Here is a 22349-nt window from a genome sequence, read left to right on the forward strand (position 1 = left end):
GACAGCGCCGACAGCAGGTTGTTTTGATCGGTCAGTTGCGAGCCGTAGTTGTATGACGGACCGAGGGCTTTGGAAGTGAAGCCGGTGGTGATGGCGGATTGGCAGGCGGCGGATAGCACGGCGATTTGACCGGTTTGAGTCTGTGCGAGCGTCGGCGCCGGCGGCCAACTGCTCGTCACATCAACCCATTCTTGGTCGATAGCAAGGCTGTTCATCAGGGCGACTTGCGCCGGGTCGGTGTCGTCGAAGCCGTGGACAGCATCGTTTGCGTCTTTGAAATATTGCATGGTCATTATCGTAGCTCCATCCAGTATTGAATACAGCTACCCACATTACTGCTAACCATGTACGACGCACCGGGTGGCACAACCGCAAATGCCGAACCTGACGGACCATAGGATGCTTGATATGGGAACATGGAAACTGCTCCTCCGTTAACGTACAGATATGCGGCAGTGTTAAATCCGGTAGAGCCGGCCATAAGTGACACAACGATTGGTCTGCCGGTCGTGTTGTAGTAGGTGGTGCCTGCTGCTCTGCTCGCCGTCACGTTCTGCCACGTCTGACCCACCCCAAGACCGATCAGGTTTTCCCCTGCAAACCCACCAACGCCAGCACCAACAGCCGGTGCCGTCGCCCATGCCCCCGCCGTTGCCTCGGTGATCGTCGTATAACCTACGATCTTGAACGCCACGTTGGTCAACGCGACGGCGCTATACACCACACCGGCGCTGGTTGCGCTGCTGCTGATCGCCGTGGTGCTGACAAGCAGCGATTCATCCAAGTTGATTGACCCGTTGGTAATGTTGACCACCCCAAGCGATTCACTCGAACCATTCCACAGCGACAACCAAACCAGCGTGCTTGGAATACCGCTCGCACTGCCCAGCGTCGCGCCGTTCGGTACCGTCAACGACAGGTTTGCGGTATTGGTTACTTGGGTGGGCACACCGCCGCTTTGCGTCAAACTCCGGTACACCTTCGAATAGGGAGACAACACACCGGTGAGTGCATTGGCGGCCACGCTGGCGGTAAACGGCGCGATCGATCCGGCCGAGCCGGCGTTGGTGAACTGCATCGCATCGGCACCCGCAACCTGCAGCGCCCCCATGACGCCAGAGGCGTCGCTTCTGATTCCTGCGGACATAATTAGTTCCCCAATGCAATCCAGTTAACGTTGATCCCATTGGAAGCTCCGGAGGATGCGACGTATGAACTAATGGCCACCGAACTCTTTGAGGGTGCCGCAGCGCTTACGGTCGCATTACCTGCCTGATAATTTGCTGCCAATATCTGCAAACATGCATTAGGGAACGGCGCAGGAAACGTAACCGTCCCAGAACCACTGGAGGTGGTTACAGTACCGAACTGCAAAATGTAACCACCCGGCAACTGAATGGCGGTGCCGTTCGCGTTAGAGACAACGCCTGAGCCAGAACCGAGCGAGCCGAGGCCTAGCTGCCCAAGCGCATTGATCATGGCCACCTGGACAGACGGCGTGCCTGGCGCGCCCATGTAGAGGCTGGCCGAGCCGTTATTGGCACTGGTATCGAGCACCAGATTATTGGCGGCCGTGCCGCTGGCGCCGACCTGGACTTGAGAACCGAGGACTTTGGACATTATGCGACCCTCGCCATAGTAAAAAATGTATAGAGCGTACCAGCGGTGCCTGCATCGTGAGCCCGTACCACCGAACCTGCAGCGACGTAGCCGACCCACGATACTGATTGGCTGTTCCCTGGAGTTGTAGCGGCTAAATTCAAGATATTTGCAGCATTTATGTACATGATCGCCGCAGATAACTGATTAGCGTTCAGGGAAAGCCCAATGACAGAGCCGGAAGAAAAATTATCGCTATATGTGATTGCGTAGACTCCACTCGTATTGACCGTAAACGAGGCGCCGTTTACAGCCGAATCCGTATAGGTAATGTCACTCCCTTGATTGACAACCACATTGGAAAAACGACGAATCATGGTATTGGTCGAGCCATAGCCGTTAGCTGTATTCAGCTGCACCATGGATTGCGGCGTCGTTACGTTCGGTGTGCTACCCAGCGTCGTCTGTCCCGACACGCTCAATTGCGGCGTGGCCACGCCGCTACCGGTTATCGAAGTCGCCATTTAGTTCACCACCCATACGGAGCCTGACGGAACAGTTACCGTCACGCCATTGTTGATCGAGACCGGCCCGGCGCTTTGCGCGTTGCTATTGACCGGAATGCTGTAGTTGGTCGTCACGGTCTGGCCGTTCAACTCAAAAATCTGGTCGTTGCCGCCGCCGGTGGCGCCGCCGCCGATATTTCCCCAAGTCGTTGTGTTCGGATAAAAGCCTTCGAACTGATTGGTATCGGTGTTGAAACGTACCGACGGTCCTGCCGGAGAGGCCGTGCGCTGCGCGCTATTGCCGGCGGGAAGTTGCGCAGAGCCGGTGGGCGTATCACGGCTGATGGCGTTCGGCAGCGTGGCAAAGAAAGGCGCGCCAGGATCGGCCGCGATATTTCCCGCAACGATCTGCGTCTGGCCGTAAGCCACTGTCACCACGTAAATGCCGGCACAGCCGCTATCCGGCGGCGGCGTGGTTTGCATACCCGTCGTTGCAGCCGCACCCGCCTTGGTCTGCACCACCGCCACACCCTTGCGCGCGGTGTTTTGCGCTTGGCTGTTGTTGCCTTGGCCTGCAAACTGCTGCGCCGGGTTGGCGCTGTTGTAGTACGGCAGCAGGCTGGCGTTGGTGTCGTTGTCCTGATAGCCGATCTGAATCAGATAATTAATCGACTGACCGCTGGTGGCCGGTGCGGTCAACGTCAGCGTCGCGGGGTCCAACAACAACCCCTGCTTGACGATCTGATGCACGCTGTCGGCGCTGAGCGTGGAGAACGCGGTCGAGTCGACGTTCTGCAGGCTGTAAATCTCGCCCGGCGCCACGTTGACTTGCAACGAGGCCGGTGAGGACGGCGTCACGGCGAAGCCGTTGACCACCGTGTTGATGCCGAGCACGCCGGCGGCCAATTTGCCCAGCGCGATCATGATGTCCCGGCTGCCCTGCAGCAGGGTTGTTTCCGGCAGGATCTGGCCGGGATAGACGATTTGACGGTCCATGGAAACCTCAAATGAAAAAGCCGCCCGAAGGCGGCCAAATTGAATTGTCTTTAGTTACTCAGATGTTGGCGGGGTAAGCTGGCTCAACCGGTAACGTCTCCGGCACAGCCGCGGGTGGTTCCTGCTCAAGGATTGCGCGCAGTGCGCGGCGCCATGTCGCATAGGTCACGACGTCAGCAGCGGAGAAGGAGGTATGCCCCAGAGCAACAGCTTCGACAACACGGAGCATGGTGCAGTCCGAACGGGCGAGCGCCGCTTGGGCCCTCCCCTGATGGGCGGCCCATGCCTGAGCGGTAGTTGGCACGTGAAGCTGCAATGCATGCACTTGCTCCTCAGGTAATAGCACCATGCCATGGGGCCAACTCGGAAGCGTTTGCGCTACGCCGCCCATGTCATCATGCAAGACGCCGTTTTTATCTTTCCAGATCGCCATTGGTCTGCTCTCCTCACCGAAGCTCGTACCATTGCGAGAGACCATTACTGCCTGTGACATTGATCGAATACGAAACCCCAGGAGGGACAATCGCTGTTCCACTCGATGCAGTGTTAAGTGGTGTGCTATTGAAGTTTATCGTCGTGCCGCCCACCACGAAGTACGCGCCGCCGGAGCCGCCATTAATATAGGCAAGAACGGTAATAGGTTTTCCCGTGGTGTTGTAATACGTCATGCCCGCAACACGGATTGGAACAACGTTCTGCCAGGTCTGCCCATAGCCCAAGGCATTAATCAGCCCCGCGCCATTTTTCCCCGTTTGGTTGTATTGATAAGCCGTGGCACTGCTGATGTTCGATGCACCTGCCTGACACTCGCCGACATACAACCGGTTCACAGCGGTCATCGTCGGGTTGTTACCTGCCGACAAGCTCGGCCCAGTGATGCTGTACATCTTGCCTTCGGCGATGCTGTACCAGTCGCTTGAATAGCAGGACGTCGCTAACGACTTTGCATTGATTGGGGGTGTGTAGGTAGCACCGTTCGGATGATCGCAGTACGGTGCGAATTCAAACTCATCCACATGCCCAGCAAAGAAAGTGTTAGCCGTGTTGTAATTGATCGCCCCAATAATTAAACCAGTCGGCGCCGCACAGATTTTTGCCGAAGAAACGATCGCCTGATCCACCATTCCATTCACATACACAAAGTACTTTCCTGCAACAGCATCAAAGGTAATTTCAACAAAATATTGCGAGCCAACAGCGAGTGCCGTAGAGCCCGACGTACCACTGGCAATATCCCAGGTCGAGCCAGTGCTCGATAGATAAAGGAAGGTTTTTGCGTTCGACATCTCCAACGAAATACCGAACCCAGATACGTTCACTACGTTGAAAAACGTTTGTGTCCCAGATACAGATGTCGGATTGAACCATCCTCTAATTGACCAGCTCCCGTTTGGCACCCCGATAATAGAGGGGATCTTGGCATAGTCTGTCGAACCGTTCAGTTTTAGGGACGACGAGCCAAATTTGCTGACTGACGTATCTAGCTGTGCAGAGCCATAGAGGACCACAGGATTGCCAAAGTCATCCACAGTCGAAGTCGATCCGTTAGTCCCCTCGAAATGCAACAACGCCTGCGCACTCTGCTGATAGGTATACCCATACTGAGGCGGCGCCAACGTCGCCCCCAACGTCACGGCGCCATTGCCGGTTCGATTGGCATACAAAAACGACAAATTGTTCGCCGCCACCGCCGGGAAGACCTGGTCGGCGGTCAGATAGCACGGCAGGTCGGATTGCCCGCCTGCGTTGTAACCGGCGGCGAAAGTCATCGCCACCGGTACCGCACTGGCCAGCAGAGTCGGTTGCAAACCATTGCCGGTGCCAACGCAGGCGGCTTGGCCATTGCTCAGCGCGCCGGTCTGCACCGTCTGGCGCACCTGCGGCGAGGCGATCTGCGGCACCGCCACGCCGGTTGCCGGGTTCAGCAAGATCCAGCGCGACAGCGTCGCGTCCCACTGCAACGTGATCCAGTGCCCCGCCCCGGCGATATCTCCCGCGACCAGCGGCAGGCCATTGCCTTTGACGATGACGGCCGGGGTAATCACCGCGGGATTGGGGGTAAAGGTTGGTGTGGTGGTGGCATTAGCCGTGCTCGGCCGCACAGTGAAGGTCGGCGCCCCAGCCGCCAGGGTCGTGGCGGTCACTGCGGGGGTAAAACTCGCGGTCAGCGCGTCGGACGTACCACCAGCAACCGCCGCACTATAGGCATCTTGCTGGCTCTCGATCTGCCCTGCCTTCTGCAACAACGTCTCCGTCAGCAACGGCGCCCCGGCATACACCGAGATATTGCCCGCGGTGATCTGGCTCTGGCCGTAGTTCACCGTCACCACATAGGCGCCGACGAAGCCGGCGTCGGGCGCAGGGGTGGTTTGACTGCCGCTGGCGGCGGCGATGCCGGCCTTGGCTTGCACCAGCGCCACGGCCTTGCGCGCGGTGTTCTGCGGCAGGTTGTTGTTGCTTTGGCCGGACAGCGGCTGCTGCGGGTTGGCGATGTTGAAGTACGGCAGCACCGCGGCGTTGGCGTCTTGCTCCTGAAAGCCGATCTGGATCAGATAGTTGACCGACTGGCCATAGGCGCTTGGCGCGGACAGTGTCAGCGGCACGGCGTCGAGTGACAGCCCCTGCTTCATCACCGGGTGCAAGCTGTCGGCGGCCAGACTGCCGAAGGGGTTGTTGTCGAGGTTTTGCCAGCTGTAGATTTCGCCCGGCGCGGCCACGACTTGCAGCGACGCAGGGTTGCTCGGCGCGACGGCGAAGCCGTTGATCAGCGTGTTGCCGCCGAACAGCGCGGCGGACAGCTTGGCCAGGCCGAGCATGGCGTCCTTGCTCATCTGCAGCAAGGTGGTGTCGGGCAGGATCTGGCCCGGATAGATAAGTTGGCGGTCCATGTTGTTCCCACAAAAAAGGGCCCGCGGGCCCGTTGATTGACGGTTAGTTGGCGATGCTGACCCAGACCGTGGCGCCGATCGGCTTGACGGCCTCCACGGCGGCCAAGAGGTCGGCATCCGACACCGGCGGCGTCAGCTGTACCGAGCCGGCCACGGCGCTGCCGCTATTCATGCCGAACGACCAAGTGGCGACGCCAGGCCAGCCGGCCGGGCCGCTATAGGGCGGCCGGTAGGCGGTGACGAAAGCTTGGTACGGTAGCTTGATCGAGCCGACGCGGCCGGTCGCGCCGAGCGCGAAACTGACGCCGAGGCCGCCGACGTCGGCGGGCCGCGCCGGTTCCACCACCATCGGCGCGCGGCCGGTGAGGTCGAGCAGCACCTTGGCGACGGCGGCGTGGGTGGCGCGCTCGCGAAACAGGTTGACCTGCAGGCGGTTGCGGTAGCTGTCGTCGCTTTGGTTGGCATAGCGCGGCAGCGTGGCACCGAAAAAGTCGAGGCCGATCATGTCGAGCCAGCCGCCGCTGGCGCTGCGCAGCCGGGTTTGGTCGCGCGCGAAGGCATACAGGGTGTAACACCAGCTCAGCATCTGGGCGCAGCCGGTCAGCACCGCGTCGCGCACCGGGTTGCTGTCGCCGAACCAGCCTGGCGGCAACAGGCCGCGCAGGCGCTGCATCATGTCTTGTTGGTCGCCTGTCATTTAGTTCACCGTGATCGTGCCAGGCCGGATGACCTGTTTGGGGGTGGCCGCCAAGTCCGCCGTGGCGCCGTTGAGCGTCACGGCGCTGACGTTGGTCACCAGCGGGCTTGCGCCGTAAGCCAGCGCCGCCAGTTGGGTATACGGCAGCAATTGGCCCAGCTTCAGTCCGGCGATGGTGGTTTGCAGCGCGGCGGACACCTGCTGCACCACGTCGTTGTGATTGCCGCTCGGGTCGGTGGTCAGCGTCATGACGACGTTCGCGCTGACCACCTGCGGCGGAAACACCGCGAAACGGCTGGTGAACGGCCGCACCGCGTCGATGGCGCTCGCCGCCGCGGACAGGAACGACGATGGCGGATTGCCGCTGCCGTCGTCGACCACGGCATAGAAAAAGCCGTACAGCGTGTTGCCGTTGTAATCCTGGTTCTCGGTCAACGTGTAGGTCACGCCTTGCTGCATGCTGGCCAGCGCGTAGCCGATCGCCGATTTGGTGGCTTTCGACAGCGAGGACACCCATTGCACGAAGCGGGCGCGGAAGGCGGCGTCGGTTTCCGGGTCTTGACCATTGGCGAAGGCAGTGGCGTTGCTCACCGTATCGACGCCGGCGATGCTGCCGACGATGATGCCGACGGTGCCGGCCAGCGCATTGCCGGCGGCCCCGGCGGTCGAGGCCAGCACCGGCACGGTCAGCGAGGCGGTGCCGGCCGGCAGCAGGTAGCCGTTCAGCGTGGCGTTGAAGGCCGGATTATTGCTGTCGGCGATCACGTTGTACTGCTGCGAGCCGTCCATGGTGGCGACGATCGCCCCCAAGGGGATCAGCGCGGCGTTGCCGGGCGTGAAGCGGGCGAAGGTCACCTGGCCCGAGGCCTGCACCGCCGACAAGCGGGTAAAGCCGAAGTCGGCCATCCAGCTGTCCAGATCGGCGCCGGAACAGGTGGCGGCCCGGGTCGTCGCCAGCAGGTTGAGAATCAGCTGCTGCAGCCATTGCGCCACGCCGGCGTTGGCCTGCGTGATCGCCAGCATCAGCGAGCCGACAGTAAAGTCGACCAGCGCGGCCGCGCGGCCCTGGATGGCCGTGACCTGGTCGCTCACCAGGGTGGAGAAGTCTTTCAGGTTCAGCGTTGCCATGATTTAACTCACATCGAAGGAAAGCGTGGTGGGTTCGCCGCTGGGCGCGTCGGTGTATTGAATATCCACCGACAGCGTGTCGTTGTCGGCGCGCAGGGTGACGGCGGGCGGCGGGTCGGCCGCCACGCACGCCTCCAGGGCGAGCTGGCCGCGAATGCGCGCGGCGACCTGGGCCGGGTTGCTGACCGCGCCGACCTCGCTGCCCAAGCCAGCGCCATAATCCGGTTCGAACAAATAGTCGCCGGGATTGGTCAACAGCCGCCGCAGCAGGCGCTGCTTGCCGCGCTCGACGCCGCTGGCCAGCGCCAAGTCGCCGGTGGGCGACGTGGTCAGGTCGCCGCCCATGTAGTGATAAAGGTCGCTCATGATCAGTTCGGGCCGCTGGTATTGCTGCCCGCTCCGTTTTCGTGGTGGGTGTGGCTCGCGCCGCTCTTGCCGGCGGCGAGCACGTCGCCGTCGGCGCTGATCTTGCCGCTGGAGTGCATATCGCCGGACACCTGCATGGCGGCGCCCGAGCCGCCGGAGACGGCCATGCCGCCCTGGCCGACGATCTGCTGCGTCACCTGCAGGGTGTTGTCCATCTGCACCGGGCCGACGAAGTGATGCTGCGTGGCGCGATAGGTGGCGCCGGCAGCGGCGGTCAGCTCGACCGAGCCGTCGTTGTGAAACTTGAGCAGCGAGCCGGACTGGTGCAGCAGCCAAAATTCGCCCGAAGGCACCGACGGCGGCGGATTGCTGTCATTGAACAGCCGCGCCAGCACCACGCCGCCGTTCATGTCGCCGTTCTCGAAGCCGACGGCCACCTCGTCGCCGATCTGCGGCCCGGCGAGGATGCCCCAGCCCCGTCCGACCGCCGGCGCGGCGAGGCGAATCCAGCCGGTTTCGAACCCCTCCGGCTGGATCAGCACCTTGACGGCATGGTTGGCGGGGTCGTAGCTGGTCAGGGTGCCGAGGCGCTCGAAGCCGCCTTGCGTCGCCGCCTGCGCGGACAACGCCTGGATCAGTGCTCTCATGTCGTCTCCTTGTTGGCGGGGTCCTGGTTGCGCGCGCTCAACGTCATGACGTAGCCGTTGTCGACGCTGAGCGAGCGCTTGACGCTCTCGACGTAATACAGCTGATCGAAGCCGGAACCGGTGCCCTGCACGCGCACCATGCAGCCCGGTGCGAGCAGGTTGTCGCCGGGCAGGCTGCATTGCAGGCTGAGTTCGCGCACGGCGATTTGCTGGTACAGCTTGGTGGCCAACGCTTTGGCGCGCTGCGAATCGAGGTTGCTGCGCACCACCTGATACAGCTGGGCGCCGGCCGGCGCGCTTTGGGGGTAAACCGCCTCGACGGCCTTGCCGTTGAACCAGCTATGCACGTGCACCTGCACGCCGCGCGCCAGGGTCATGTCGCGCTCGAACACCAGCTCGTCGCCGACGTTGCCCTGCGGATAGGCGGCACTATCCGGCGGGTGATAGCGGATGACGTACTGATCGGCCGCATCGGGGTCCAGCGCCGGTTCGTAGTGCAGCGTCTCGCCGCGCACATACACGCGGAAGCCGTCGATGCCGGCGAAGTAGGTCAATAGCTCCCACTCGCTGCTGTCGCTGGCGAGATGGCTATGGTCGTGCTTGTAGATGCCGCCCACCTGGGTGGTGGTCGCCGTCACCACCGGCTGTAGCCCGCGCCGCTGAGCCAGCAGCGTCGCCACCTCGCTGGTGGTGTGGTTGGCGAATTTCTCGCTGGTCTTGTTATCGATGAACCGGGCGGTCAGGTCGCGCCCGGTGATTTCGATTTCGAAGCGCGCCGGTTGGTAGCGCCAATGATCGACCTGGCCAATCAGCATCGGCGTCCAGGAGAGCCCCGCCGTGCCGCCCACGCCAATATCGATCGACACGTCGATCTGCTGCTGCGCCGACCACCAGTCGGTCACGCCCATGGTCTTAGGCAAGCCGGAGAGCGGCAGCACGGCGCTGAAGCTGTCGGCGCTAAACCCGCCGTTGGCGTCGATGTCGAGCGAGGCAAACGGCACCGCCGTCCCGTTGAGACGCAAACGCCCGGCTACGGGCCGGGCGTCGGTGGTCTGTTGTGGGTTGTTGAGGATCATGCCTGCTCCCAGGGAATGCGGATCTGCTGGATGCCGATCACCAGCGGATCGCTCAGGCTGTTGGCCGCGGCGATTTGCGGCCACATCGACTGGTCGCCGTAAGCGTCGGCCGCCAGCCGCTGCAAGCTGGTGTTGCCGGTGGTGACGGTTTGCACGCCGTTGGCCACCGGCCCAGCCGCCAAGTTCTTCTGCAGCCGGCCCAGCACGCTTTGCAGCTGATGGACGGTCGGCTGGCGCGCCGCGTCGTTCAGTTGTGCAACCACGCGTTCCACCGCCGAGGCCACCGGGTTGCCGGGCAACAAGCCGCCCAAGGTGGCGTAACGGTCCAGCGGCTGAATTTCCGTCGCCAACTTGCCCAGGGCGTTCTGCGCCGACTCGACCTTCTGCAGCAATTGCTGCGCTTGATCGATCGCCCTGCCGGCCTGCGCCTTGATGTTGTCGACGGTTTGACGGATGTCGGTGACGATGCCGGTGACCGTCGGGTCGTTGAGCACCTGGCTCAAGCCGAGCGCCGAGCCGATATCGCCGTCGATCAAATCGTCCGGCGACGCGGCCGCGGGGGCATTGCTCGGCAATGGCGCCGGCCCCAGCACCAGCAAATCGATGCTGTAACCAAGCCGGTACGCGTGCTCGAACCGTGTGGTCAATCCGCCGATCAACACGGTCAGCGCATAGTGATCCAGGCTGAACAACAGCGGCTTGCCCGTGTCGCGCAACGCTTCCAGCTGCTTGGCGCGCGTCTGGGCCTCGGTGCCGACAAGCCAGCCTGACCAGGTCAGGTTGTCGTACTCGACGCCGAGCACGTCGACGATACGGCCGCCGCCCACCAGCTTGTGCACAGCGGTCTGTTGATGCGCGCCGACGGCAATGGCCTCGGGCACCTCCAACCCTTGAAACTCGAAGCTGCCCAACGTCAGCCGGGTCTGGTTGCTCGGACCGTCGGCGGGCAATAGGTCTAACAATCGCATGGATCAACCTCGCGCATAGATGTGGTTCGCCATGGATGAGCGCACGGTCATCGCGGTCGGGTCGGCCTGGCGGCCGCCGGTCGCCGGCCGGTTCGCCGCCTTGGTTTGGCCGGCGGTGACGGTGGCCACCAACACCGACTTGCCCTCGTGCGTCATGTACAGATTGGCCGGCGCGGCGGGGGTGAAACGCCCGCGTGGCGGCACCGGCGGCACCATCGCCGCGGCCGGCGGCGCTTTGCCCGCCATGGGCACGGCGCCCGTGGCGGCGCTCTTGGCCGGCGTGTCGCCGCCGAGATGGAACACGTCCTTGAGCTTTTTCCAGGCGCCGATGATCGTGTCGCCGATGCCGGACAGCGAATCGCGGAAGTACCACAGCGCGCCCACGATCACGGCGATGGCCAGCGCGATGCCTGCCACCACCGGGTTGGCCATCAACACCATGCCCGCCGCGGACAAGGCCTCGCCGAACACGCCGACCAGCTTGATGCCGAGGTTGAGCGCGCTGCCGATCGGGCCGCTGATCAAGCCGCCGATCACGCGGAACGCGTTGCCGGCCTGCCCAAGCGCGCCGATGCCGCGTTGAATGGCCGGGTCGATGCCGCTGTCGAGCAAGCCGCGCATCTGGGTGAAGGCCATGCCCAGGCTCTGGAACTTGGCCGGCAAGCCGCTGGCGGTAAAAATCTGCGACATGGCGCCAAAGGTTTGCGACAAGACCGACAACAGCGCCGGGTCCTTGCTGACCGCCACGGCCGCCTTGGTCATGCCATCGGCCAGCGGCCCCAGATTGGCCGGCAGCGGCTTGCCGGTCAGCTTCGGTATCTCCTGGATCAGTTTGTTGACTTGCACCAGGGTTGCAACCGGCCCTTCGAGCTTGTCCTCGCCGCCCTGGCTGTTTTTGCCCTTCTTACCCTGACCGCCCTTCCCTGCCTGGGCCAGATAGAAGTCGGAAAGCCGCTTGGCGGCGGCGAACGGATCGAAGCCGCCATTGGCCTTGCCGGCGGTAATCTGCTGGGTAGCGGCGAGCATGTCGGCGCCGCCACGATCGCCGCCGGCGGAGCGGCTGGCTTTGCCGCCTGCCGCGCGCTGCCGTGAACGCGCGCCGCTCCGCCCGGCCGTTGTCGAACCGGATTGGCCGCCAAACAGGCCATCGACGACCGGCTTGGCGGTTTTGTAAAGTTCGGCGGCTTGCTTGGCGGCGGCGACGAAATCGAAGCCGCCGCGCTCGCCGCCGCTATTCTGTTTGCCTGGGCGCGGCGCCGCGCGTCCCGCATCCGGCGTTTTGCCGCCGCCGGTTGCGCCCGCGGGCTGAAACAGCCCATACAGTTTCTTGCCGCTGGCGGCAATGTCGTTGACCAGGCGAATGGCCTGCTGGATCTTGACCAGCCGGGCCGCGAAGGAATCGGCAGACCGGTCGGCCTCCTTCACCTGTTGAATCACGGCGGCGAGCCCCGACTTCAGTCCGTCGTCGAGCGACAGGGCCACCGCCACCGAAAGCGTCGTTTTGTTTGTCATGACCGTTCGCCCCGTTATGCGCCGAACTCGGCCAGGGTCGCTTCGCGCAGTTCCTGCAGCAGATCGCCGGTGCTCGCGGTCAGAGACGGTTCATAGGTCGCGTCCGGCGCCTCGGCCAAAAACCCGCCGTAGCGCTGGTCCAGCAAATCGATGCCGCGCGACACCGCGTCTTCCAGATGCTGCGTCTGGCCGTCCATGACGGCGCTCAGTTGCGCGGCCAAGGTGCTGAAACTATCCGTTGGCATGTGTTTGCTCCTTGAATTTCATCGCACTCCAGTCCCATTCGTTGCCTTCGATCTCGCTGAAGACAATCGACATCGCCACGCGCTCATGCGCGGCCAGACGCTCGCACTCGAAGACCTGATCGAAAGGAACCCCGTTTTTCATCAGCCAGCAGCGGCCACGAAAATCGGGGTTCTGCGTCAGTTTTTTGCCGCGGCCACCTCGGCGTCGGCGCGCGCCGCCTCCAACCGTCCCAGCAGATGTTCGTTGACGGCGGCCATGCCCTCGTTGCCGAGCAGTTTCAGCATGTCCTCGATCTGGCTGATGCTGGCCGGGAAGCCGAAGAAGTCGTCGTCGATGTGCGCCACCATGGCGGCGGGCAGCGCGAAGCCGTTCATGTAGACCGCATTGGTCGACAGCTCGCTGCCGACGGCCATGACCAGGCGCGCCTGTTGCAGCGGATCGAGTTCCCGCAGCTGAATGACGCGGCCGCGGCTATCGGTGAGGGATTGGTATTGCGGCTGGCGCGCTTGGCGCACTTCGGTGTTGACGTCGGCTTGTTCGCGCAGGGTGATGGTGTTCATGTCGTGCTCCTCTCGTCGTGAGTCGTCGCGGATGCGCGGCGGCGGGGTGACGAATCCCCGCGCCCTGCCGGGCTGCCGCGCCTAAAAAAAACCGGCCCGGGATGGGCCGGCAACGTCAACGGACGGCTACACCAGCAGCCGGCGGCGGGCGGTGAAGGTCACCGATTGACGGATGGTCTTGTCGCCCTCCTTCTTGCCCGCGCCTTCCAACTTCAAAATCACGTTGGTGTAGCGGAAGGTCGACGTGCTGCCGTCGACTTCCTGGATGGTTTCGGTGATGGTGGCGGCCGGTTGGGAAACGCCGTTGTAGTAGTCGGTTTCGAACTGTGCCCACCATTTATCCAGCGTGGCGTCGGTGCGCTCGACCTCGAAAGTGCCGCTCCAGCCCTTGGGCACCAGCAGCTCGTCGGTTTGGCCGTTGAGCGGGGTGAGTTCGGTGCTGGTCGTTTTCGGCTTGGAATCGAAGGACATGATCTTGCTGATACGCATCGGACCGTTCGGGGTGTTGATGTCCAGCGAAACGTCCTTGCCGGTGTTGAATCCACCTAGCATTGCTTTCTCCTCGGAAAAGAAAATCGCCCCGCAAAGGCGGGGCGACGAGTTGGTTCATTAGCTGCGCGGGTTGTTGGCCACGGTGATGCTGACCGACTGGCCGCCTTCCAGATTGATCAGGAAGTAGCGCACCACGGATAGGTATTTGACCTGCACGTCGGCCTGCATATAGCCCAGCGCCACGCGGCTGTCCGGGTTGTTGCTCTTGTCGATCTGCACCGAGAAGGCCGGGCCGCCGTTCGGGTCGCCGATCATCCCCTGGTCGACCAGGTTCTGCAGGAAGCTTTCGATGGTCGACTTCACTTGACGGCGCAGATCGGCGGTCTGCAGCTGGCCGACCACCCAGCCGAACGACGCGGCCAGCGTCAGGCTCAAGTAGTTGGTCATGCGTGTGTAGTTGTCGCCGTTCTGCGCCGGGTTGCTCGCGCAGTTCAGGCCGGAACGATGGCCGAAATAGCTGCCGCCCGGGCACGGATTGGTAATGACGTCCAGCCGCGCGGTGTTGATGGCGCCGATTTCGCCATTGCTGTACGGCTGCATCGCCAGGCTGCGCTGGGTGCCGGTCACGTTCGACAGCGATTTGTTCAATACCGACAGATGCGGCGCCAAGCCGGCGATGCGCGCGGCCGAGAAGGTGGCCGGCGCCAGCATGCGGCTTTGGCCGTTGACGGTGTCGAACCAATACACCCAGTCGCCCACCAGCACCTTGAGGCCGTAGCCATCGACGCCGACGGTATTCAGCGAGGTCGACACGGTGGCGTACGACGCGCCGGCCGGCCCTTGGGTGACGACGTAAGCGCCCTCGCTCTGGCCGTAGGTCAGCATGGCCGGCCACTGGGTCGAATCGGTCAGATCCACCAAGTTGACCACCTGCGCATTGGCGCCGCGCAGCGCGTACATGCCCTTGCGCGCCAAAGCGGTGGCGCCGTCGACCCCAACCAGGGTTGCGTCGAGCACGCCGGACGCGCCGTCGCTGCCGCCGGCGAAGCTCGCCGTTTGCGCGGCCTGCGGCGCCGCGGTCGACGCGCCGATCGAGGCCACCACCAGTTGCGACGGTCCGCGCAGGCCGTTGACGCCGTTGTTGACGGCGTTGACCAAAGCGGTCCACAGCGCCGCGCCGCTGCCGGTGAGATTGTCGTAGACCTCCGGCTGTACGCCCGGCATCGCCACGGTCAGCTTGTAGCTGTTGACCGCGGTGCCGGCGGTCAAGCTGGCGGTCAGCGTATTGCCGAGCGCGCCGGTGTAGATCGCCGTCAGAGTGGCGCCCGTGGCCGGCGTGGCCGCCGCGTCTTTCAACGCCGCGCTGGCTGCCGTATCGGTGCCGTCCGTCACCCGCACCGCGCGGAGGTTCGACGCGCCAAGCTGGATCGATACGGCGATGGCCGTGGCCAAGTCGTACTTGCGTACCTGTTGCGCGCCCACCTTCAAGGCGGCGTCCGCCGGCGAGCCGATCAGCATCGGGCTATTGACCGCGCCCCACGAAGCCACGCCGACGATGCCGAGAATATCGGTCGGCACCCCGTTGATGTAGCGGGTTTTGGGCGGCACTTGCTGCACGTAAAGATCGGGCGCCGACAACGCGGCGGTGTTCAAACTGCCTGCCGGATAAATGGGCATGGCTTCCTCCAAAAAAATGCCGCCAGAACGTGGCGGCGGTCGGTTGGCATCAGTTCAGGACTTTGAGCACCTGGCCGGCGTTTTCGCCGGCCAGAATGGCGGCGACCCGCTCCGGATCGGCGATCCTGTCGCCGACCTGGTAGTCGGCGAAGGCCTGTTTGACGATAAGCACGAACGATGCTTGCTGGTTTTCCATGGGGATCCTCAGTCGTTGTGGGTAAACAAGGGTTGCCCGGTCAGGGCGTTGCCGCCGTTCAGTTGCGGGGCGATGACTTGCGTTGCCGCGGCCGAGACGGTCGTGGCGTAATCGATGTTGTAAGCCAGGTCCCGGCGGTACTGGTTGGCGACGGCGGGCGGCTCGGACTGGATGGTATAGGCGTACTGCAACATGCCGGCCGAACCGTCCGGAAAAGCGATGTTGTTGATGCCGGCGAACGCGGTGTCGAGCGCCTTGGCGACCTGATCGCGCAGCGCCGTGGTCGACGCCCACACCGAAAGCATGAAGCGCTTTTCCTGGCGGCGTAGCTCGCACTGCACGACGCCGGCGGCGCCGACCCGCACCAAGGGATTCGCCAGCGGCGGCAACGTGACGGTGGCGCCGCTACTGCTCGCCCCCGGAATCATCGCGGCCAAAGCGCTGGCGATACTCGTCAGCGTGTCCGCCGGCTGCACCGCATAGACGTAGTCGATGCCGGCAAGCTGAACCAACACGTTGTGCGGGCCGGTGCCGCCGCCGAAAGTCACGACGGAACCTTGCAAACTGGCGGTCAAGATGGGGGCCGCCGCCTGCAGCACACTCCAGGATTGCCCCAGGAAGCGGGTCGACGGGCGTTCGCGCGGCAACGACGATGCGGTGACGTGGACGATGCCGGCCGGCAGATCGTTGGTCAGGTCGGCGGATGCCGGCCAACCGCTATAGATTTTGATGGCGGCGCCGGTCAAGCTCGGCTGACCACTGCCGTTCGGGTACAGCACCGTACTGGCCTGCGTCACCAGAAACGAAAGCACATCCGATAAATCGGCCAAGGGAATCTCCTTTGCGAGGTTGCGCCGCGCCGGCCAGCAGCCTTGCCAACAGGGCGCGGTCCAGCACCAGGGCGGCGCCGTTGTCGGCGTAGCGCAGCGCGATGTCGTGCCGCGCCAGCGCCTCGACCACCGCCGAACGGCCGGAAGGCAAGCGCAGGCGCTGTCCAAGCCGCAACGGCAAGGCCTCCAGCCGGGGAACACCAAATTGGTAATGCATGAGGGCTCTCGCTTTGCCCCGTGGCAACGGCCAAGCGCTCGCCGGTGGAATGGGCATAAAAAAAGCCCCGCGAGACGCGGGGCAGACAGGGGAATAAAAAAACCCGGCCATGTGCCGGGTTCATCTGGACGCAAAAAACCAGCCGTTAGGCTGGTTGTTCACTCGCCACGGGGGCGGAATCAAATTGTGAGTCTATTATACATCATCTTCGGCGATTGTCAAGACATTTTCGTTGAAATACGACGTTTAGCACGATTCCACACAGAGAGGGTCGCACGTGCCACCTGTGCGTCGTAATCCTGAAACGGCAATCCGAGCTGACGGCAAATCACGCGTGGATGACTATCGTGATAGCGGCCGTCTTGGCCACGAAAGCCACGGTAATGCGCCAGCAGCAGCGCCTGCTCCCGAGCATTGCACCCATCGGTGATGCGCTGCCGCCCGCCGCCCAGCGATACCTTCATGGCCCCGTAAGTCATGGCCGCCTCGACCGCCAGCACCAAGCGTTCGTCCAACGGCGTCGCGCTCGCGCCACTGACGCGGCAAGCCGAACAAGGCTCCTCAGCTTCATAACACAATTCGCAGCGCTGGCTGCGAAAGCGCCCTTCGATGCCTTGCGCGCGGCCGCGCGACACGCCCTGGCGCTGCCAGCGCCCCCACATTTCCAAGGCTTCCACTGCTTCGATGCCCGCCATCCGAACCACCGTGAGATCCGCCAGATTCATCATGCCCCTTTCGATTTCGTGCAATACGTGGACGATGATGCAGTTAGGCACAGCCAAAAAAGGCAAACTATGGTTTAATGCATAACTGCACAGCAAGTTATAAACGTTACACATATCTTAGCTGTGGCTAAGTTTTTATGCAAATATTTTCTTATGGCTAATTTTATGCAGACGCTTTCCGAACGCATCTCGTGGCGGCTCGAACAGACCGGCAAGAAAAAAGCGGGGCTCGCCCGCTACGTCGGCATCGCCGCGCCATCCGTCACCAAATGGATCAACGGCGAAACCAAGCGGCTGGAAGGGTCGAATTTGCTCAAAGCGGCCGAGTACCTGGAGTGCGACCCCGCCTGGCTCTCCACCGGCGACGGCGATTGGCAGGTGAAGGCGCTGCTGCGGCCGATCCAGCTTTGGGAACAAGAAGAGGAGCTGCCGGAAGACCTGTACGTGTTCATCCCCTCGCTGGAGGTGAAATTGTCCGCGGGACCGGGCAACGCCGTTTGGCACCTGGACGAGGCCGGCCAACGCCAGGCCTACACACGCAAATGGGCGTCACGTGTCGGCATCGACCCCACTTGCGCCGCCACCATGGTGGTCAGCGGCAGCAGCATGGAGCCGCGCTATCAGGATGGCGACAGCATCGTGGTCGATTACTGCCAGCGCGACACCATCATCGACGGCAAGGTCTACGCGATCGCGCTCAATGCGGAAGTGTTCATCAAGCGGCTGTTCAAAGAGGTGGACGGCTCGATCCGCATCGTCAGCGACAATCCGGACAAAATTCGTTACCCGGATAAGATCGTCACGCCACAGTTTTTGGACCGCCTGCAGATCATCGGCCGCGTGGTCGCGCTCGCGGGTAGCGCCACCTAGCAAAACCAGTCAACCGTCATAACGTACAGGCAGCACGGGCACTCGGCAAAAACCATGGGAAAAGCCGAGTGTTTTCATCCCTGCCTGTGCGAAACGGGCTCACCGCCTCATCGTCACGCCATGAAGGGCTTCCAAAACCGTTTTCGCATCGAGAAAGCAAGACACAGGCTCTCCGCCAAAGACATCGCCACACACGTCGGTGTCTGCCAGCAGACCGTCTACGACTGGCTGGCCGCGCGGCAGCACCCGAGAATGCATCATCTCAGCGCCTTGGCCACCATGCTCAACGTCTCGGCCGACTACCTGCTCTACGGCACCCGCGACGCGCATCGCCAACAGCTGCTGCAGGATCTGTCCGCCACCCTTCCCCAGCTGTCGACCTATCAAATCACCATTCTGCTGCATGCAGCCTTGGAGTTTCGCCGTCAGGAATGGCAAAACCCATGAAAGCTAAGTAGAGCCAGCGATATCGAACGCGACCTGCTTCGGCCTACGCTTGGCGTCCTCCGGCAGGCGCCCCGGCCGCCGGATAGGCACTCATGCAGAAAGAAAAACAAACAATGAACGGCATTAGACAAACACATCCGCAGCCAGCCATTGGCCAAGAATTGGAAACGGTGCTCATGAATTTGAGCATCATGGAAAGGCGCATCGCCCACACGGTGGAAACCATGCGCTCCGACTTGATTGTTTTGCGGGAAAGAATCAGACGGGAAACGGACAACAAAAAACCCGGCGCGATCGCGACCGGGTAATGTGTTTTTGGGTATAACCCAGCCGTACAACAACATCAAAGACCCGCCCGAGGGCGGGTTCTGTTATTGAAGGGGAGGGTGAGATCACGCGCTACGCTGCGCGTCGGTCCCCGCCGGGCCCAACGTATCCTCTTGCCCGTTAATCGCCTTCGAAGCCACCGCAGCCTCTTGCAAAATGCGCTTTTTTTCAGAGTCGGCAAACCGGGTCAGGATTTGGCGGATCAGCGGCTGGTAGCCGATGCCGTTCAATACCGCTATGTTCTTCAAATCCTCAATAAGCGACTTCTGCAGACGGATCGAAATGGCCTGAAGGCACAACGCCTCATGCAACTCACGATCGTTGACTTGGCTAGACACGCGAACGTGCGCTTCATCGCGCCCCATGGCGCCCTCTTCCCATTGCTCATCGCGGTCGGTCACGCTGGGTTGTGTTGACATGATCTGCTCCAAGTTACTTTCTCGACAAAAAGGGCATTAACACACCGAGCAGTCTGCTCTGCGTGTTAACTTGGAATAAACGCACTTTTCGTCAGCGTTAGGCGCACAGGCAGCATGGCAAGTGGCACCATAGCCATCGAGCCTATCGGGCACACTCCATCTATGCACTAGCGGCCAGTGGGGACGGGGCATGTGTTGTTCGTATCTGTTCTATCAGATCTGACAACACATCGAAGGTGACTTCAGGGGTTGCTTTCGGAGGGAGGGCCTTTTGCGGGTTACGGTGAGCAATCCAGTCCCTATATTTTTTGATCTGCTTTGCCTGCATGATCAGTTGCTGGTCAACTTCCACTTTGAACAGGTCGAGAACTTCCTCTACACGCCACCTCTCGACCGCTTTCTCAAATTTGTTTGCGAGGCTAGCGGAATAATCGACCGGATAACCACCAGCAATCAATCCTGACGCCCCCTGAAGGTGCTCGATGACCCAGCGCTCAAAAGTGGCAAACAGCGCCAAAATCACCAGGTCTGAAGCCTGATTCGACGCATCCAGCACGGCGGTCTCAGCTTCGGTCGAGGTTGCACCAAAAAACTGGGTCCGACCGAGTAGATGTGTCTCCTGCCCCTTGGCTGCACGCACAGCGACTTTGAAGCAGTCGTTTGCCACGACAAAGGCATCGTATATTGGCTGGAGGGGGTTACCGAAGATCATAATCTGACACATCCCTCAGCAGATCACCAAACAGAGTTTCATCAACATGCTTCGCCCGCCTTGCCGGCGGTTCGAGCCAATACCACCCATCCCCATTTATCCCGGGGATCATGGGGCGCTCCGGCCCTCCATCAGTTGTTTTGCCATCAACGACAGTACGTTTTGAGATCGTTGGTCCCTTACCGATCTGGAACAAGAGTGCTTGTCGTGCAATACGTCCGACAAGGTCAACGCGCCCTTGCGCACCAATAACACTAGCGCCGGCCGGCACCAGATCGGCTATGTGGGCCCCATCTCGTGCGATATGAAGGCATGGCGCATCATAGCGGGGCAGCCCTTCTTCGTTGAGTTCAACCGTTCCCTGAGTAACGATGAGTCCAAGTGTCGTGCACCATTGCTGTACATCACGATACAGGGCCTCCACACGGTCGAGGTACGTGCAGACCATTGCAGATCGCTGTTCCACTTTTTGCTCCGTCATTACCTATCCTTTTCGCCAACACGGTCACCAAAACATGGTGAGTAGAGCATTACTTCAGGTTCAACACTGATATGCCGCGGTATGCGGAACCTGACTCCCCTTATTTTCGCCGATCAGCTCGCGAATGACACCCTGCTCATAGCTCGACTCCACTTCACATCACCGTCACCTGAACCGCGAAGAGATGATTGGTGATCGTTGCGATTGGTGATTGGTTTGGCATGGTAACCGTGCCAGGAATGCTAGCATCGCCAAGAACATGCCGTACAGCGAGCGCGGCAAGGGCCGTCAGTCAAGCAGCACCCTCCTCAGGAGTATGCATATGCCGCACCGATGATCGGCTGGCGCCGTGCGTTGGCTCAGCGGATGTACGCTATGGCGGTAGGTGTAAGCAGGAGATGCACAGAAATGCAGAGACTTGTTACAGACACAAACCCGCAGCAAGCCATGCCTTACAAGCAGATTTATTTCTTAAAATCGAAAGTGATACGCAAAGTTATACACTTTTCGAAATCCACCCCCGCTTGCTACGAGGTTATCATGCAGCCTCAAGTGCAAAATGCACTCGGCGACCCAGCGCGGTCGCGATATTGACCAGCGCATCCAGCGAGAACTGCGACACGCGCCCGCGCAGCAGATCGCTGATGCGTGGCTGAGTGACACCGCAACGCGTGGCGGCTTCCGCTTGCGTCCAGCCGTTTTCCTTCACGATCGCGACGATCTGCCGCATCAGCTCGGTGCGCACTTGCAGATTGGCAGCCTGCTCCGGCGTATCGGCCAGGGCATCCCATACGTTATCGAAAGATTGAACGTCGCTCATTTCCTGCCCTTCATCAATATGGAAACACCACCATTTTGCGCCGGTCCGTTGGACAGGCAACGCAAGCCCTTCACGTCGGCAAGGATGTAAGCGTTACCTGCCCAGGCGACAGACAACAAAAAACCCTGAGGGCGCTAGGCTCCATCAGGGTTCTGCGGGTAATGCTAGATGTATTGTTGGTCGGAGTGAAAGGATTCGAACCTTCGACCCCTTGCACCCCATGCAAGTGCGCTACCAGACTGCGCCACACTCCGACTCAAGAGGACGCATTATAGAGTCAGGACGCGGTTTTGCCAATCCCCGCGTCCAAAAAATCTAGGATGGATTGCAGCTCGGCGCGCACGCCTTGCGCGGTGATCGGCTCGCGCGCTTCGCCATCCTGGCCCAGGCGCTGGCGCGCCCCCTGGATGGTGAAGCCGTCGTCGTACAAGAGCTCGCGGATGCGCCGCACCAGCAGCACTTCGTGGTGCTGGTAGTAGCGGCGGTTGCCGCGGCGCTTGACCTGGCGCAGTTGGGAAAACTCCTGCTCCCAGTAGCGCAGCACATGGGTTTTGACGCCGGCCAATTCGCTGACCTCACCGATGGTGAAGTAGCGTTTGGCCGGAATCGGCGGTAGTTCAGCCTTGCTTGTCGGCATGGTGCTTCTCAACCATTCCCTTGAGTTTCTGGCTTGCATGGAACGTTACCACACGGCGGGCGGTGATAGGAATTTCCTCACCCGTCTTGGGGTTGCGTCCAGGACGCTGCGGCTTGTCGCGCAGCTGAAAATTACCGAAACCGGACAGTTTAACGCTGTCCCCGGACTCAAGCGCGGTGCGAATCTCTTCGAAAAACGCCTCGACCATGTCCTTAGCCTCTCGCTTGTTCAAGCCCACCTTATCGAACAGCAGGTCGGCCAGCTCGGCTTTGGTTAAAGTCATGACTACCCCTCATAAACAACAACGTGA

At 61.7% G+C, this 22349-nt stretch carries 32 protein-coding genes and 1 tRNA gene; 3 read left to right on the forward strand and 30 right to left on the reverse strand.

The window, feature by feature from the left end; all coding sequences use genetic code 11:
• The 23 genes from JOZ06_RS08665 to JOZ06_RS08775 form a co-directional block, all read right to left on the reverse strand.
• Positions 1-287, reverse strand: a 287-nt coding sequence (locus JOZ06_RS08665; protein ID WP_293231413.1) for a hypothetical protein, incomplete at its 3' end; no start/stop codon positions are given.
• Positions 288-292: 5 nt separating this feature from the next.
• A complete protein-coding gene (locus JOZ06_RS08670; protein ID WP_293231415.1) occupies positions 293-1147 on the reverse strand; it encodes a hypothetical protein in 855 nt (284 codons plus the stop codon).
• A 2-nt stretch (positions 1148-1149) separates the two neighbouring features.
• Positions 1150-1620 carry a hypothetical protein gene (locus JOZ06_RS08675; protein ID WP_293231418.1) on the reverse strand — a complete coding sequence of 157 codons (471 nt, stop codon included), beginning with the start codon at positions 1618-1620 and terminating at the stop codon, positions 1150-1152.
• Positions 1620-2123, reverse strand: a complete 504-nt coding sequence (locus JOZ06_RS08680) for a hypothetical protein (protein ID WP_293231421.1) — start codon at positions 2121-2123, stop codon at positions 1620-1622. The genes JOZ06_RS08675 and JOZ06_RS08680 overlap by 1 nt, the downstream gene beginning before the upstream one ends.
• A complete protein-coding gene (locus tag JOZ06_RS08685; RefSeq protein WP_293231424.1) occupies positions 2124-3101 on the reverse strand; it encodes a hypothetical protein in 978 nt (325 codons plus the stop codon).
• 58 nt (positions 3102-3159) lie between these two features.
• Positions 3160-3534 carry a hypothetical protein gene (locus tag JOZ06_RS08690; RefSeq protein WP_293231427.1) on the reverse strand — a complete coding sequence of 125 codons (375 nt, stop codon included), beginning with the start codon at positions 3532-3534 and terminating at the stop codon, positions 3160-3162.
• A gap of 13 nt (positions 3535-3547) precedes the next feature.
• Positions 3548-5989 carry a LamG-like jellyroll fold domain-containing protein gene (locus JOZ06_RS08695; RefSeq protein WP_293231430.1) on the reverse strand — a complete coding sequence of 814 codons (2442 nt, stop codon included), beginning with the start codon at positions 5987-5989 and terminating at the stop codon, positions 3548-3550.
• A 43-nt stretch (positions 5990-6032) separates the two neighbouring features.
• Positions 6033-6686, reverse strand: a complete 654-nt coding sequence (locus tag JOZ06_RS08700; RefSeq protein WP_293231432.1) for a hypothetical protein — start codon at positions 6684-6686, stop codon at positions 6033-6035.
• Complete coding sequence (locus JOZ06_RS08705; protein ID WP_293231435.1) at positions 6687-7814, reverse strand: baseplate J/gp47 family protein; 1128 nt, start codon at positions 7812-7814, stop codon at positions 6687-6689.
• Between the two features lie 3 nt (positions 7815-7817).
• The gene (locus JOZ06_RS08710; protein ID WP_293231438.1) at positions 7818-8180 is read right to left on the reverse strand and encodes a hypothetical protein; all 363 of its coding nucleotides are present in this window, start codon (positions 8178-8180) and stop codon (positions 7818-7820) included.
• 2 nt (positions 8181-8182) lie between these two features.
• Complete coding sequence (locus JOZ06_RS08715) at positions 8183-8827, reverse strand: phage baseplate assembly protein V (protein ID WP_293231441.1); 645 nt, start codon at positions 8825-8827, stop codon at positions 8183-8185.
• On the reverse strand, positions 8824-9903 hold the full coding sequence (locus JOZ06_RS08720; protein WP_293231444.1) for a hypothetical protein: 1080 nt from the start codon (positions 9901-9903) through the stop codon (positions 8824-8826). The genes JOZ06_RS08715 and JOZ06_RS08720 overlap by 4 nt, the downstream gene beginning before the upstream one ends.
• Positions 9900-10871, reverse strand: a complete 972-nt coding sequence (locus tag JOZ06_RS08725; RefSeq protein WP_293231447.1) for a hypothetical protein — start codon at positions 10869-10871, stop codon at positions 9900-9902. Before JOZ06_RS08725 ends, JOZ06_RS08720 begins: the two co-directional genes overlap by 4 nt.
• Positions 10872-10874: 3 nt before the next feature.
• The gene (locus tag JOZ06_RS08730; RefSeq protein WP_293231450.1) at positions 10875-12383 is read right to left on the reverse strand and encodes a hypothetical protein; all 1509 of its coding nucleotides are present in this window, start codon (positions 12381-12383) and stop codon (positions 10875-10877) included.
• A gap of 14 nt (positions 12384-12397) precedes the next feature.
• Positions 12398-12628 (reverse strand): hypothetical protein, encoded by a 231-nt coding sequence (locus JOZ06_RS08735; protein WP_293231453.1) that lies wholly within the window; start codon positions 12626-12628, stop codon positions 12398-12400.
• On the reverse strand, positions 12615-12770 hold the full coding sequence (locus tag JOZ06_RS08740; protein WP_293231455.1) for a hypothetical protein: 156 nt from the start codon (positions 12768-12770) through the stop codon (positions 12615-12617). Before JOZ06_RS08740 ends, JOZ06_RS08735 begins: the two co-directional genes overlap by 14 nt.
• A gap of 35 nt (positions 12771-12805) precedes the next feature.
• Positions 12806-13189, reverse strand: a complete 384-nt coding sequence (locus JOZ06_RS08745) for a hypothetical protein (protein ID WP_293231458.1) — start codon at positions 13187-13189, stop codon at positions 12806-12808.
• A gap of 126 nt (positions 13190-13315) precedes the next feature.
• Entirely contained in the window at positions 13316-13741 is a 426-nt protein-coding gene (locus JOZ06_RS08750) for a hypothetical protein (RefSeq protein WP_293231461.1), read from the reverse strand.
• Positions 13742-13798: 57 nt separating this feature from the next.
• Positions 13799-15358, reverse strand: a complete 1560-nt coding sequence (locus JOZ06_RS08755; protein WP_293231464.1) for a hypothetical protein — start codon at positions 15356-15358, stop codon at positions 13799-13801.
• 49 nt (positions 15359-15407) lie between these two features.
• Positions 15408-15554 carry a hypothetical protein gene (locus JOZ06_RS08760; RefSeq protein WP_293231465.1) on the reverse strand — a complete coding sequence of 49 codons (147 nt, stop codon included), beginning with the start codon at positions 15552-15554 and terminating at the stop codon, positions 15408-15410.
• 8 nt (positions 15555-15562) lie between these two features.
• Positions 15563-16384, reverse strand: a complete 822-nt coding sequence (locus tag JOZ06_RS08765) for a hypothetical protein (protein ID WP_293231467.1) — start codon at positions 16382-16384, stop codon at positions 15563-15565.
• Positions 16272-16601, reverse strand: coding sequence for a hypothetical protein (locus tag JOZ06_RS08770; RefSeq protein WP_293231469.1), 330 nt, complete (start codon positions 16599-16601; stop codon positions 16272-16274). Before JOZ06_RS08770 ends, JOZ06_RS08765 begins: the two co-directional genes overlap by 113 nt.
• A gap of 218 nt (positions 16602-16819) precedes the next feature.
• Entirely contained in the window at positions 16820-17329 is a 510-nt protein-coding gene (locus JOZ06_RS08775) for a hypothetical protein (RefSeq protein ID WP_293231472.1), read from the reverse strand.
• A 162-nt stretch (positions 17330-17491) separates the two neighbouring features.
• Between JOZ06_RS08775 and JOZ06_RS08780 the strand changes: the two genes are divergently transcribed.
• From JOZ06_RS08780 to JOZ06_RS08790, 3 genes are all read left to right on the forward strand, one after another.
• The gene (locus tag JOZ06_RS08780) at positions 17492-18196 is read left to right on the forward strand and encodes a helix-turn-helix transcriptional regulator (RefSeq protein ID WP_293231475.1); all 705 of its coding nucleotides are present in this window, start codon (positions 17492-17494) and stop codon (positions 18194-18196) included.
• A 120-nt stretch (positions 18197-18316) separates the two neighbouring features.
• Positions 18317-18643 (forward strand): helix-turn-helix transcriptional regulator, encoded by a 327-nt coding sequence (locus JOZ06_RS08785; RefSeq protein ID WP_293231477.1) that lies wholly within the window; start codon positions 18317-18319, stop codon positions 18641-18643.
• Positions 18644-18735: 92 nt separating this feature from the next.
• The gene (locus tag JOZ06_RS08790; protein ID WP_293231479.1) at positions 18736-18951 is read left to right on the forward strand and encodes a hypothetical protein; all 216 of its coding nucleotides are present in this window, start codon (positions 18736-18738) and stop codon (positions 18949-18951) included.
• Between the two features lie 84 nt (positions 18952-19035).
• Here JOZ06_RS08790 and JOZ06_RS08795 read toward each other — a convergent pair whose 3' ends face one another.
• From JOZ06_RS08795 to JOZ06_RS08825, 7 genes are all read right to left on the reverse strand, one after another.
• Entirely contained in the window at positions 19036-19401 is a 366-nt protein-coding gene (locus JOZ06_RS08795) for a hypothetical protein (protein WP_293231481.1), read from the reverse strand.
• 148 nt (positions 19402-19549) lie between these two features.
• Entirely contained in the window at positions 19550-20101 is a 552-nt protein-coding gene (locus tag JOZ06_RS08800; protein WP_293231483.1) for a hypothetical protein, read from the reverse strand.
• Positions 20088-20582 (reverse strand): hypothetical protein, encoded by a 495-nt coding sequence (locus tag JOZ06_RS08805; RefSeq protein ID WP_293231486.1) that lies wholly within the window; start codon positions 20580-20582, stop codon positions 20088-20090. Before JOZ06_RS08805 ends, JOZ06_RS08800 begins: the two co-directional genes overlap by 14 nt.
• 538 nt (positions 20583-21120) lie before the next feature.
• A complete protein-coding gene (locus JOZ06_RS08810) occupies positions 21121-21402 on the reverse strand; it encodes a helix-turn-helix transcriptional regulator (protein WP_293231489.1) in 282 nt (93 codons plus the stop codon).
• A gap of 177 nt (positions 21403-21579) precedes the next feature.
• Positions 21580-21656, reverse strand: a tRNA-Pro gene (locus tag JOZ06_RS08815).
• A 23-nt stretch (positions 21657-21679) separates the two neighbouring features.
• The gene (locus JOZ06_RS08820) at positions 21680-22039 is read right to left on the reverse strand and encodes a MerR family transcriptional regulator (protein ID WP_293231492.1); all 360 of its coding nucleotides are present in this window, start codon (positions 22037-22039) and stop codon (positions 21680-21682) included.
• Positions 22020-22322 (reverse strand): integration host factor subunit alpha, encoded by a 303-nt coding sequence (locus tag JOZ06_RS08825; RefSeq protein ID WP_293231494.1) that lies wholly within the window; start codon positions 22320-22322, stop codon positions 22020-22022. The genes JOZ06_RS08820 and JOZ06_RS08825 overlap by 20 nt, the downstream gene beginning before the upstream one ends.
• Positions 22323-22349: the final 27 nt, after the last annotated feature.

This window comes from Paludibacterium sp. (assembly GCF_019232825.1).
Classification (GTDB): domain Bacteria; phylum Pseudomonadota; class Gammaproteobacteria; order Burkholderiales; family Chromobacteriaceae; genus Paludibacterium.

Excerpts from the sequence above, each read along its gene's own strand:
- JOZ06_RS08750 (WP_293231461.1), bottom strand. The coding sequence starts at position 13,741 with ATGCTAGGTGGATTCAACACCGGCAAGGACGTTTCGCTGGACATCAAC.
- JOZ06_RS08790 (WP_293231479.1), top strand. The coding sequence starts at position 18,736 with ATGCAGAAAGAAAAACAAACAATGAACGGCATTAGACAAACACATCCG.
- JOZ06_RS08675 (WP_293231418.1), bottom strand. The coding sequence starts at position 1,620 with ATGTCCAAAGTCCTCGGTTCTCAAGTCCAGGTCGGCGCCAGCGGCACG.
- JOZ06_RS08725 (WP_293231447.1), bottom strand. The coding sequence starts at position 10,871 with ATGCGATTGTTAGACCTATTGCCCGCCGACGGTCCGAGCAACCAGACC.
- JOZ06_RS08810 (WP_293231489.1), bottom strand. The coding sequence starts at position 21,402 with ATGAGCGACGTTCAATCTTTCGATAACGTATGGGATGCCCTGGCCGAT.
- JOZ06_RS08825 (WP_293231494.1), bottom strand. The coding sequence starts at position 22,322 with ATGACTTTAACCAAAGCCGAGCTGGCCGACCTGCTGTTCGATAAGGTG.
- JOZ06_RS08740 (WP_293231455.1), bottom strand. The coding sequence starts at position 12,770 with ATGAAAAACGGGGTTCCTTTCGATCAGGTCTTCGAGTGCGAGCGTCTG.
- JOZ06_RS08700 (WP_293231432.1), bottom strand. The coding sequence starts at position 6,686 with ATGACAGGCGACCAACAAGACATGATGCAGCGCCTGCGCGGCCTGTTG.
- JOZ06_RS08785 (WP_293231477.1), top strand. The coding sequence starts at position 18,317 with ATGAAGGGCTTCCAAAACCGTTTTCGCATCGAGAAAGCAAGACACAGG.
- JOZ06_RS08705 (WP_293231435.1), bottom strand. The coding sequence starts at position 7,814 with ATGGCAACGCTGAACCTGAAAGACTTCTCCACCCTGGTGAGCGACCAG.
- JOZ06_RS08805 (WP_293231486.1), bottom strand. The coding sequence starts at position 20,582 with ATGACGGAGCAAAAAGTGGAACAGCGATCTGCAATGGTCTGCACGTAC.
- JOZ06_RS08685 (WP_293231424.1), bottom strand. The coding sequence starts at position 3,101 with ATGGACCGTCAAATCGTCTATCCCGGCCAGATCCTGCCGGAAACAACC.
- JOZ06_RS08710 (WP_293231438.1), bottom strand. The coding sequence starts at position 8,180 with ATGAGCGACCTTTATCACTACATGGGCGGCGACCTGACCACGTCGCCC.
- JOZ06_RS08775 (WP_293231472.1), bottom strand. The coding sequence starts at position 17,329 with ATGATGAATCTGGCGGATCTCACGGTGGTTCGGATGGCGGGCATCGAA.
- JOZ06_RS08670 (WP_293231415.1), bottom strand. The coding sequence starts at position 1,147 with ATGTCCGCAGGAATCAGAAGCGACGCCTCTGGCGTCATGGGGGCGCTG.
- JOZ06_RS08695 (WP_293231430.1), bottom strand. The coding sequence starts at position 5,989 with ATGGACCGCCAACTTATCTATCCGGGCCAGATCCTGCCCGACACCACC.
- JOZ06_RS08780 (WP_293231475.1), top strand. The coding sequence starts at position 17,492 with ATGCAGACGCTTTCCGAACGCATCTCGTGGCGGCTCGAACAGACCGGC.
- JOZ06_RS08745 (WP_293231458.1), bottom strand. The coding sequence starts at position 13,189 with ATGAACACCATCACCCTGCGCGAACAAGCCGACGTCAACACCGAAGTG.
- JOZ06_RS08800 (WP_293231483.1), bottom strand. The coding sequence starts at position 20,101 with ATGATCTTCGGTAACCCCCTCCAGCCAATATACGATGCCTTTGTCGTG.
- JOZ06_RS08690 (WP_293231427.1), bottom strand. The coding sequence starts at position 3,534 with ATGGCGATCTGGAAAGATAAAAACGGCGTCTTGCATGATGACATGGGC.
- JOZ06_RS08720 (WP_293231444.1), bottom strand. The coding sequence starts at position 9,903 with ATGATCCTCAACAACCCACAACAGACCACCGACGCCCGGCCCGTAGCC.
- JOZ06_RS08760 (WP_293231465.1), bottom strand. The coding sequence starts at position 15,554 with ATGGAAAACCAGCAAGCATCGTTCGTGCTTATCGTCAAACAGGCCTTC.
- JOZ06_RS08820 (WP_293231492.1), bottom strand. The coding sequence starts at position 22,039 with ATGCCGACAAGCAAGGCTGAACTACCGCCGATTCCGGCCAAACGCTAC.
- JOZ06_RS08770 (WP_293231469.1), bottom strand. The coding sequence starts at position 16,601 with ATGCATTACCAATTTGGTGTTCCCCGGCTGGAGGCCTTGCCGTTGCGG.
- JOZ06_RS08715 (WP_293231441.1), bottom strand. The coding sequence starts at position 8,827 with ATGAGAGCACTGATCCAGGCGTTGTCCGCGCAGGCGGCGACGCAAGGC.
- JOZ06_RS08730 (WP_293231450.1), bottom strand. The coding sequence starts at position 12,383 with ATGACAAACAAAACGACGCTTTCGGTGGCGGTGGCCCTGTCGCTCGAC.
- JOZ06_RS08680 (WP_293231421.1), bottom strand. The coding sequence starts at position 2,123 with ATGGCGACTTCGATAACCGGTAGCGGCGTGGCCACGCCGCAATTGAGC.
- JOZ06_RS08735 (WP_293231453.1), bottom strand. The coding sequence starts at position 12,628 with ATGCCAACGGATAGTTTCAGCACCTTGGCCGCGCAACTGAGCGCCGTC.
- JOZ06_RS08755 (WP_293231464.1), bottom strand. The coding sequence starts at position 15,358 with ATGCCCATTTATCCGGCAGGCAGTTTGAACACCGCCGCGTTGTCGGCG.